This window comes from Neobacillus drentensis, assembly GCF_036962765.1.
Classification (GTDB): Bacteria; Bacillota; Bacilli; order Bacillales; family Cytobacillaceae; genus Neobacillus; species Neobacillus drentensis_C.
Map to the genome: position 1 here is coordinate 1 of NZ_JBALOS010000214.1, position 10,185 is coordinate 10,185.

10 protein-coding genes are annotated in these 10,185 nt (G+C 40.2%); 4 read left to right on the top strand and 6 right to left on the bottom strand.

All coding sequences use genetic code 11. The features are described from left to right. Positions 1-53 precede the first annotated feature (53 nt). Together V7137_RS23340 and V7137_RS23345 are read left to right on the top strand one after the other, a co-directional pair. Complete coding sequence (locus tag V7137_RS23340) at positions 54-230, top strand: hypothetical protein (RefSeq protein WP_335700285.1); 177 nt, start codon at positions 54-56, stop codon at positions 228-230. A gap of 59 nt (positions 231-289) precedes the next feature. Then, positions 290-475, top strand: a complete 186-nt coding sequence (locus tag V7137_RS23345; protein ID WP_335700286.1) for a hypothetical protein — start codon at positions 290-292, stop codon at positions 473-475. A 190-nt stretch (positions 476-665) separates the two neighbouring features. Here V7137_RS23345 and V7137_RS23350 read toward each other — a convergent pair whose 3' ends face one another. Further along, positions 666-1,571 carry a DMT family transporter gene (locus V7137_RS23350; protein ID WP_335700287.1) on the bottom strand — a complete coding sequence of 302 codons (906 nt, stop codon included), beginning with the start codon at positions 1,569-1,571 and terminating at the stop codon, positions 666-668. A 112-nt stretch (positions 1,572-1,683) separates the two neighbouring features. Between V7137_RS23350 and V7137_RS23355 the strand changes: the two genes are divergently transcribed. Continuing rightward, on the top strand, positions 1,684-3,096 hold the full coding sequence (locus V7137_RS23355; RefSeq protein ID WP_335700288.1) for a PLP-dependent aminotransferase family protein: 1,413 nt from the start codon (positions 1,684-1,686) through the stop codon (positions 3,094-3,096). Here the strand turns inward: V7137_RS23355 and V7137_RS23360 are convergent. The 4 genes from V7137_RS23360 to solA form a co-directional block, all read right to left on the bottom strand. Next, positions 3,069-4,274, bottom strand: coding sequence for an AraC family transcriptional regulator (locus V7137_RS23360; RefSeq protein ID WP_335700289.1), 1,206 nt, complete (start codon positions 4,272-4,274; stop codon positions 3,069-3,071). The genes V7137_RS23355 and V7137_RS23360 overlap by 28 nt on opposite strands. A gap of 92 nt (positions 4,275-4,366) precedes the next feature. Then, complete coding sequence (hutH, locus tag V7137_RS23365; protein WP_335700290.1) at positions 4,367-5,923, bottom strand: histidine ammonia-lyase; 1,557 nt, start codon at positions 5,921-5,923, stop codon at positions 4,367-4,369. Positions 5,924-5,953: 30 nt separating this feature from the next. After that, positions 5,954-7,333 (bottom strand): MFS transporter, encoded by a 1,380-nt coding sequence (locus V7137_RS23370; RefSeq protein ID WP_335700291.1) that lies wholly within the window; start codon positions 7,331-7,333, stop codon positions 5,954-5,956. A 249-nt stretch (positions 7,334-7,582) separates the two neighbouring features. Continuing rightward, positions 7,583-8,773 (bottom strand): N-methyl-L-tryptophan oxidase, encoded by a 1,191-nt coding sequence (solA, locus tag V7137_RS23375; protein WP_335700292.1) that lies wholly within the window; start codon positions 8,771-8,773, stop codon positions 7,583-7,585. A gap of 95 nt (positions 8,774-8,868) precedes the next feature. Between solA and V7137_RS23380 the strand changes: the two genes are divergently transcribed. Next, positions 8,869-9,477 carry a pyridoxamine 5'-phosphate oxidase family protein gene (locus V7137_RS23380; RefSeq protein WP_335700293.1) on the top strand — a complete coding sequence of 203 codons (609 nt, stop codon included), beginning with the start codon at positions 8,869-8,871 and terminating at the stop codon, positions 9,475-9,477. Positions 9,478-9,567: 90 nt separating this feature from the next. On the opposite strand, the gene V7137_RS23385 is transcribed toward V7137_RS23380, so the two are convergent. Further along, entirely contained in the window at positions 9,568-10,056 is a 489-nt protein-coding gene (locus V7137_RS23385) for a VanZ family protein (protein ID WP_335700294.1), read from the bottom strand. Positions 10,057-10,185 lie beyond the last annotated feature (129 nt).

The window sequence follows — 10,185 nt, forward strand, 5'->3', positions numbered from 1 at the left end:
ATCAATTTTTTTTGATTAATATATCAATATAATTTGATCAATAGGAGGAAATCATGATGTTTAATGAATATGGAGTATTCCAAATGATGAAATTTCGTCAGGAAGAAACGGAAAGGAATGCAAGCGATGCTTGGAAACGTTACGCTGATACATCCGATAAAAATGACCTGAAAGATTTAGCCGCTGTTTCAACCCTAGTTGATCCCTGCTGCCAGTGTGCTTGTGCGTAGTCTTCTCACCTATAAATCAATTTTTTTTGATTAACAATAATAATTAGGAGGAGTTGTTTATGTATCATTTCGAAGTGTTAGTAAGGGAAAAACAGAAAGAAATGGAGAAAATATCAAACGAGGCTTGGAAATTTGCTAACTTTGATAAAGAATCATTTTTGCAAAAAATCGTTAGGAAGTTGACTTTTACTAAGAAGACTAAAACGGAACTAATCAACCAAAACCATTGCGTTTGCGAGTGCTAGGAGGGTTTTAAAAATGTTGTTAGATACTGAAATTGCCTCCCAGTCAGTCTTGAAAAGGCCTCTAATCATTAAAATTTGGAAAACACGCTGATTTTTTACTCAGCGTGTTTTTTAGTGATTATTGAGTTCGGTGCCTACCCTATATCGAAATAAAAATCTCCGATAGACAATTTCGTGCTGTGACAGCGACCTACCCAACGACCCTCTTCCAGTTGAATCCTTTTAATGTCTCCAAATGAACTAAAACCGTTCCAAGAACAATGGTCAAGGCCCCTATTCCGGATTGCCAGGAAAGATATTCATGATACATAACGGCTCCCAGCGACACTGCAAGAATCGGCGAAATAAAGAGCCAGGTTGATGGAAAAACCGGATTTGTCTTTGCGACAAGCCAGTAATAGAGACTATGCCCCGCCATAGAACCAAAAACAACTAAATAAAAAAAAGAGCCAAGTGCTTCAGGGCGCAGCAAATAATGAAACCGAATGTCCTCTGTGAAAAGGGATAACAAGATTAACAGGATTCCCCCATGCATCATTTGGACCGCATTTAAGGCAATAGGCGAAGTCGCAGCAAATTTTCCGCTCACCTGTTTCGCGTACAGACTTCCCGATGCATAAAAAACCTCCCCAATAATAATCAAAAAACAGCCTACCAGCCAAATACCATTCTCTTGGAAATCAAAGCTGGGTAAAATTAGCAGGAAAACACCGAAAACTCCGACAAGGCACCCAATGAAGGATTTCGCAGCCGCCTTCTTCTTCAAAATGACTGACTGTATCAATAAAATCAGCATCGGACCGGTTGCCGATAAGACGGCCGCTGTCCCTGACGTTACGTACTGTTCTGCCCAATAAAGGGTTGCAAACGTACCAAACGTCAACCCGATCCCGGTAATTAGCATTTCCTTCCGAAAAACCAAACCAACCTTCGTTTTTCCTTGCCAAACCATGATCCAAAATAGAATAAAACCGGCAAGAAAAAATCGTAATCCAGCTGAGAGAAACGGCGGCACGCCAGTATCTACCCCTATTTTAATCGCAAGAAAGGTGGTGCCAAAAATCAAACACATGAACAAATAACCAATCATTACCATTCAAATTCCTCCTTTTGCTCTATTATAGAGGGCAAAGGATAGAACAGATGATAATAAATAGACCAGATTCCATCTAACCATGGTAAAATCAAGGAAATAGGGAGGGAAAGAAATGAGCAATGAAGAGTACCTGTTTAAACAAGTATATGATTATGTTCTGCATCGAATGGAGCTGAACGAATGGAAAGAAAATGACAAGCTCCCCTCTGTCAGAAATTTGGCCGCCGAAATGAAGGTTAACCGCTTAACGGTATTAAAAGCCTATCAGCTCCTTAAACAGGAAAAGAAAATCTATGTCATAGATAAATCCGGCTATTATGTTCAATCAAGTGATGGCCATCAATTTGAAAACCTTGATAGCCCCATTATTTCAGCGTATGTACAAAAAAATCACTTATCGGAAATCCATCAGGTTCCTGTTTCCTATCATTTTTCACAGGCTCTTATTGATCCCAATCTTTTGCCCAACACTTTTCTTTCTGATTATGTAAAGAAGGTTTTTGACCTCTATCCCAAAGTGCTTTCCACCTACTCTACTGTACAGGGAGACGAGGAGCTGCGCGAAGCACTCTCCTACTACTTTAACAGTCAATATAAAACGGTTACGAAGGCAGATGACCTGTTAATTACCACCGGGTCCCAGCAAGCCATTCATCTTATCGCCCAGGCTTTTATCAAATCAAGAGACACCGTGTTAATGGAACGACCAAGCTACAGTGCCGCCATTGATACTTTTAAAGCACAAGGAGCCAATATTGTAACCGTGGACATCCATCCTGGCGGTTATGATTTACAGCAGATTGAACTCATGATGAAAAAACACAGGCCGCGTCTCTTTTATCTGAATCCAACCTTCCATAATCCGACCGGATACACGGTTCCGGCTGCACAAAGAAAGGAATTGGTCCAATTAGCAGAGCAATATCGCTGTCTCTTAATTGAAGATGACGCCTATCATGACATCTATTTTGACCAGGAACCGACGCCGCCCATTTACACCTATGATACTTCCGGGATGGTGATTTATATCAGGAGCTTTTGCAAATATATCTCACCCGGGCTGAGGATTGCCGTAATGTTGACCGGGCAAGCAGCTGTGATGAAATCACTGCTTGTGGTAAAATCATTGACAGACAACGGCTCACCGCTTCTTAATCAAAAGATTTTCCTCCATTACTATTCATCGCCGAGGCTGCAGCAGCATATCGAAAAACTTCGAATTGCCCTGCAAATACGAAAGGAAATCATGGAGGAAGAGCTGTCTGCAACCGATTGGCAATGGACCAGCCCAAACGGCGGCTTGAATTTATGGGTACAGCTTCCAAGCCTGATATCAACAGAAGAATTATTAGCAAAAAGCCTGCAACAGTCGATTTCCTTTGTGCCTGGACAGATCTGCGACCCATTAAAGCAGCCGTCCTCATGGCTCAGGTTAAGTTATTCCTATGCAAACGAAGAGCAAATTTCAAAAGGAATGAAAAAGTTTATCGAACTAGTTCAACCTTCGACAAGTTTTGGGCGGTGACAGGCACCTCTATAAGCTGATGGGCTAAATTGCATATACTTTTTAAACATGCGGCTAAAATAATTAGCATCATCGAATCCTATTCTGGATGCAATCTCACTTATTGATAAATCCGTCATTTCTAAATACGATAAAGACAGCTCTATTCTCATTCGATTTAAATAGTCAATCAAACTGATACCAACTTCTTTTTTAAATAAATGGCTAAAATGATACCGGCTCACGCAGCAATACTGTGCTATTTCATTCAGAGAAATATCCTTTAGATAGTTTTCTTTAATATAGCCAATAGCTTGTTGGATTAAAGGGGTTAGTTCATTTAAATGACTGTCTTCTGATTGCTCTGTAAGCCACATCGCATATTCACAAACCGCATTGACAAATTTATCATAACGAATGATATGATAGAGATTTTGAATAAAATGGGTATTGTTTGAAAGAATGGTTGTGGCATTGGCGCCCGATTCCATCACCCTTTTAGACATTAATAATACGATGGACACTACTTCTGTTTTAAACATATCCTCATTAAAATGACAAGCCTCAGCCAATTTTTCCATCAGGCGTTTCAAATTATGTATAATCCCGTCAGCATCCCCAATTTTAACAAGGGCAAGCAACTCTGCCTTTTCTTCATTAAACGGATTGATGACGGGCTCCTTTTGATTTCGTTTCATTTCGCAATGAAAGATTAATTGATTTCCTTGAAAAAAACGGCCTGACATCGATTTCCTTGCTTCTAAAAAGGATTGGTAGAGTGCATAGGGGTCTTGATAATATCTGCCAATCCCTATGGACACGGAAAGGTCAATCGAGGTTGCAGAAAGCTGAATGGCTTTTGCCATATCAACCATTTTTCTATTAAACTCCGTTTCTGACCCCTTTTCCTCAAGCTCTAAGAGAAGAGCTAGAACCCCCTCTTCAATCCAATTCCACAGAAAAGGAATATGTACCGTTTCCTCAATTCTTTCCACTACCTGTTGACCAACATTTTTTCTCCACTCCAAAGATTTCCCGCTTGCTATATCCGGATAACGATCTACTGAAACAACCATAACCAAATGCGGCTGAATATAAATCCCAAACTTTTGTTGCAACTCGACAAATGTCCCTTCATGGACAAGCGTCCCAGAGAGTAGAAGATGTGAAAAAGCTGCACTGTTTGAATCCTGCTTCATTTTCATCCACCTCGTTTATCCAGTCTTTTAAGTTAAAGAAAAAGAAGCCGCTTTTCTCTAAAGATACAGTGGCTTCCTGCTTAAAACAACTATTATTCTATTTCACCAATTAAATTTTCGACTATCGCTACAATTTCTCCTTCTTGAATGTGGTGGAAAATGATTTCTATATCAGGATGAAAAAATCGGTCCTCTTGGACAGTCGGTACTTTTTCTCGGATAAATTGACGAACTTTTCCTGTTACTAATGATGGATTCAATGATTCATAGAAATCTAAAGCCTGCGCACCAAGCATCAATTCAATGGCTAAAATATATTGTAGCTTCTTTGAAACATGATAGGCCTTCTTGGCAGCAAAATAGGCAAAACTAACCACATCCTCCTGATTCGCACTTGTAGGGACATTATCAATAGTAGCTGGATGAGAAAGAACTCTGATTTCATTTAATAATCCGGCTGCCGTATATTGGGGAATCATATAGCCGTTATTCAGACCGGGATTAGCAACTAAGAAATCGGGCAATTCACTTACATGATAATTCACTAACCGGTCAATCCTGCGTTCAGTGATTTTGGCTAAGTTCGCCATCGCGATGCACATGGCATCTGCATCCATTCCAGCGTATGTGCCATCAAAATTTCCTCCCATGAGGGCAATGCCATCTTCCCCTTCAGGCCAGATGATGGGATTGTCACTTATGGACTGCATTTCATTCTTCAGGTTTTCCAAAGCATTTTTTAATACCCTTTTAACAGCACCATGGACTTGCGGAATACAGCGCAGACTTAGTGCATCTTGTAATCTATAATCCTTGTAATGTTGGGCAATTTCACTGTCGCTTAGAATTCTTAATAAATGAAGGGCTGTTTTCCCCTGTTCCTCGTGTTTTTTTAAGGAATGAAGCCGCGGGTCAAAGGCTTTTATCGTTCCCTTTAACGATTCAAACGAAATAGCTCCCGAAATATCTGCTGTCTTTACAGCTTGAATCGCATTGTATAAAGCGAGAGCGGCAAACGCAGTAACCGAAGTCGTACCATTTAAAAGGGAGAGTCCTTCTTTACAGCCTAATACAACTGGCTTTAATCCGGCTTTTTCTAAAGCATCACTGCCTGAAAGGAGCTCACCGTTATACCAAGCTTGACCTTCTCCCATTAATACTAAAGCGATGTGTGCTTCAGGAGAAAGATAGGCCACTGAACCGTCACCTGGCACAAACGGCAAGATATCATGATTTAACAATCCAGCCATAAGTTCTAATACCCCTAAGCTGATGCCCGAAAATCCATGGCCCAAATGGTTCAGAATCATGAGCTGAATCGCTCGGACCACTTCCTTTTCAAGCGGTTCTCCGACTGATACTGCATGGGACCGAACAATATTTCGCTGGAGGATTTCTGCATCGTCCTTCGAAATGACTTGAGTGACATTGCTGCCAAATCCAGTTGTCACACCATATATCGCCCGCTCTTCTTCTAAAAACTTTTCGATTAATCCGCGTGATGCTTTTACTCTGCTGCGATAAGTTTCTGTAAAGGAAACTTTTGCTGAATATCGAGCAACAGCCATCACCTCATGAATCGAAAGCTCATGATCTCCAAGAATAACCTCTCTTATATCTCTTGGGTGTAAATATTCAATCTTGACCAATTAACACACCTCTTTATCTGAAAATAACGTTTAGGATAAATTTCTTTTACTAGAAAGCGGGGAATCGATGATGAGAGAGTTCCCCGTTTTAAGTTCTTCCTCATTGACATCGCTCATGGACAGATACTTTGTTTCCGGTGCCCATGCAATCGAGACAATCGTTCCAATTAATAATACAACACTCATCGCAATCATCGATGTACCCATTCCCCATGCACTAACACTAACCGGAAGCAGAAATGTTCCAATGGCAGAACCGATCCGGCTGACAGCTGTCGTGACGCCTACACCTGTTCCGCGAATTTCGGTAGGGAAAAGTTCAGCAGGATAAATTAAGGTAAGGTTGGAAGCAGCAGACATCACAAAAGTGAAGGTTGCAAATACAATAATGGCAATGGTTTGTGAATCTTTAGGCAAGACGCTTAAAATAAACAAGGATGCTGTAAGAATGATAAAGGTATAAATGGTGAATCCCCTTCGTGTTAGCTTTTCCGTACACCAAACCCCAACAATTGATCCAACTAGAAGGAATAGGTTAAGCTGCATATCAATGCTAAACGTTTCTTCAAATCCCATTTTACTTAAAATGGTCGGAAGGAAGGTATAGATGGCGAAGTACGGAACAACCTGACATACATAGAATAAGGATCCGAATGTTGTCTTTTTCCAAAGCTGTTTAGAGAAAAGATCGACCATACGGAAAGCATGTTTAGAACTTGTCTTAATCGTTTCATCAATGATGGCATTTGGTCCAAGATGTTTTCTTACAATGGCGCGGGCCTCTTCCACACGCCCCATTTTTATTAGCCAAAGCGGTGATTCTGGAGTTCCGATACGTAAGATTAATAATATGAAAGCGGGAATGGCGGCACTCATAAGCATCCAGCGCCAAGCATCCGGGCCAGATTTTTGTAAATAAAACCCTACAATATTCGAAACAACATAACCGACTGTCCATAGCACATTTAAAGAAGAGAGCAATAATCCTCTGTACTTTCTAGGGGCAAACTCAGCTAGTAATGTCGATCCAACGGCATAGTCTCCGCCTAAGGCAATCCCGATCAATAAACGCAAACTGAAAAGGGTCCATGGATCATTTACAAAAAACTGTAAGGCAGAGGCAATCCCTATAATGAGAAAGTTGGCTAGGAAAATTTTTTGCCGGCCAATACGGTCAGACAATCCTCCTAATAACAGGCTGCCAAAAAAGAGACCGATTAACGCGGAGCTTCCAATTAATCCTTCCCAAATTGGCCCTAGTTTCATCTCTGGTCCTAATAAAGAAAGCGCCATTCCAATAATCCCTAAAGCATAACCATCTGAAAAATTAGAACCGAAAGTAAGGGCGGTAATTCGAAGATGAAATCTATTCAGCGGGGCATCATCCATCAAATACGTTTGATTGCTCATTAAAACAACTCCTTTTAGTATTTTTTTGATTTTTCAGATAAGGAAATGTAAAAAAAAATAACTAACTTGCCGTTCAAAAAATTTAAGCGTTTACACTTTACTTAGCTAAATTATAATAGCTGGAAGAAAAGAAGGCTCTAGACAATAATTCGAACTATTAGCACAATATTGCTATTGTAAATGTATCTCTCTGAAAAATAAAGAAAGGGAACCGCACTAGAGGTTCCCTTTTGATCCATTCTACTAATATTAGTTCCTACTAAATTTATTTGTAAATCGCTGAAGCGAAAACATGGAGATATCATAATTTGTTTGACCTTCCGTAACAAAATCACAAATAATTTTTCCTATAATACTTGCAAACTTAAAGCCATGTCCTGAAAAACCAGCGGCAATCATGACATTTGAAAAGGCAGGATGACGGTCAATGATAAAATGTTCATCAGGCGTAAGTGTATAAAGACATGATTTCCCTTTGATCAAGCGGCCATTGGCTTTTGGCAGGTACTCCTTTGTAAAACGCCGGCATTCCTCCTCATCCGAGGAACCCACACCGTATTCCCGATTAAAATGATCCGGATCGACCTTTTCTCCCCCATCATGCCTTCCAACCTTTACACCACTTCCACTCATGCTTGGAAAGCCATAATAATGTTCATTTCCTAAGTCGATGCTGAAAGCAGGAAAACAAGAGGAATCATATAGACGTTCATCACATTCAAACCATGAGACTGTTTTGCGTGTCGGCTGAAGAGGAATGTCTATTCCTGTTCCCTCAAGGATTTTTCCTGACCAGGCTCCTGAACACACAACAACATAATCAGCAGAATATTGTTCATGCTTTGTATGTACAATGGCACCTTTAGCAAACTTCTCTATTTTCTCCACTTTTGTATTCGGCACCAAGGTCATCCCATTCGCTAACCCAAGCCGGCGATATGCCCGAAGACATTCCTCGCTAAATAGCACTCCTGAGTTTTTTTCTAAGCATCCTACTAATCCATCTGGCAGAGAGAAACCAGGCCAACGGGCATTTATATCCCCGCTAGATAGTATTTCCTGCGGTAAAGAAAATTCTTTGGCGCTCTTGATTACTTCTTCGATAAAAGGGGAACCTTCCTCACCGACACACAAAACACCTGTAGGGGAAAAAAGCTTCATTCCGGATTCCCGCTCTAATTCCCTCCATAATTCTTGAGCTCCGAGTGCAAGAGGAACATATTGCTTTCCCTCTCCATAGGCATGACGAATGATTCGAGTATCTCCATGATGACTTCCAAAGTTATGAGGAGGATCATTTGCATCGATTAATAACGACCTTATTCCAAGTTTTGATAGGTAATATCCTGCAGCCATACCCATAGACCCTGCGCCAACAATCACAACATCGTAATGCTTCTTCAAATCTACTACACTTCCTTCCAAATTTGAAATTATCATAACAGAAAATTCCTAATGATTGGAGAACTTTCTTAATCGACAAATTTCGAGCGGTGCCAGGCACCGTGTGGTAAAATGATGTGGTGATTAAAACGGTGAAGGGATTGGAAACAATGGCAGCAGAAAATGGAGAGTGCATCCTGCAGGAGCGATATGGCACAACAAAGAAGGCTGCTGCTTTTTATAATAAGCAAATGCTCGATCATCTAAATGGTATGATGACGAAATTTATCTCTGAGCAAAGTATGATGTTTATTTCAACTGCTGATTCTAAGGGCAGCTGTGATTCCTCATTCCGGGCAGGATTACCAGGTTTCGTGAGAATTATTGATGAAAAAACTATAACATATCCGGAATATAAGGGAAATGGTGTGATGGCCAGTCTAGGAAACATCTTAGAAAACCCACAAATTGGCCTAATGTTTATCGATTTTTTTGAGCATTGCATTGGACTGCATGTAAATGGCAAAGCTTCCATTATTGAAAACAGTCAATTACTCTCGTTAGACTTGTCAGAGAATATCTTGATGGACATACATGAAAAAGAAGGAAACAAAGCAGAACGGTGGGTGCTCATCGAAGTTGAAGAGGCCTATATTCATTGTTCAAAGCATATACCGAAGCTGCAACAAGCGGATAAAGAAATACTTTGGGGAACAGATGACGAAAAACAAAAAAATGTAGACTTTTTTAAAGAAAAGTAAATATCTTAAAAAGATACAAAAAAACCAAGGGGATCCCTTGGTTTCTTCTATTAAAGAATCTCAGTGTGATTGGCAGCCACAAACACAGACCTATGAATTCCGATTCAAAATTTTATTTACTACCATAAAAATTGCGATTCCCAAAAGAGCCCCCGAGCTATCGATGAATACATCCTTAACCTGCGGTCCCCTGCCCGGAACAAATATTTGATGAATTTCATCCGACGCTGCATACAGGACGCAAATTCCCAAAGCTAGTAACGATTTCCCCCAACTTAACTTTTCACCTTTCCGCAGTGCGTTAAGCGTTAGTACAGCAAGTACCAAGTAGGCAAAGAAATGAGCATTTTTTCTTACGATGTGATTGACTGTCTCAATGTTCAAATCCGCGCCTGGCTTGAATTTGTTCACTGTTTCGATCACTTTCTCAGTAACTCCCAAACTAAGCGAGTTAGACTGGGTAGCTGGTTGAGAAGACATGTTAAATATGAGAAACATCCAAAGGAATACCAACACCCAAGGCAATAGGGTTTTGATCCTCTGATTAACCGATACCGTCTTTTCCATTCTAATTTGCACGTTGATGATTACTCCTAAATGATTAATATAAAACCTATTCTATCATTTTTTAAAGTTATGTCCTATTCATACAGCACAATTCCCAGCCAATCCCAATACATATAAAAAGGGAATAAAAGTAATTACTTA

Bases quoted from the DNA above. Each gene is read 5' to 3' on its own strand.
- V7137_RS23340 (WP_335700285.1), top strand. From the start codon at position 54: ATGATGTTTAATGAATATGGAGTATTCCAAATGATGAAATTTCGTCAG.
- V7137_RS23345 (WP_335700286.1), top strand. From the start codon at position 290: ATGTATCATTTCGAAGTGTTAGTAAGGGAAAAACAGAAAGAAATGGAG.
- V7137_RS23350 (WP_335700287.1), bottom strand. From the start codon at position 1,571: ATGGTAATGATTGGTTATTTGTTCATGTGTTTGATTTTTGGCACCACC.
- V7137_RS23355 (WP_335700288.1), top strand. From the start codon at position 1,684: ATGAGCAATGAAGAGTACCTGTTTAAACAAGTATATGATTATGTTCTG.
- V7137_RS23360 (WP_335700289.1), bottom strand. From the start codon at position 4,274: ATGAAGCAGGATTCAAACAGTGCAGCTTTTTCACATCTTCTACTCTCT.
- V7137_RS23370 (WP_335700291.1), bottom strand. From the start codon at position 7,333: ATGAGCAATCAAACGTATTTGATGGATGATGCCCCGCTGAATAGATTT.
- solA (WP_335700292.1), bottom strand. From the start codon at position 8,773: ATGATAATTTCAAATTTGGAAGGAAGTGTAGTAGATTTGAAGAAGCAT.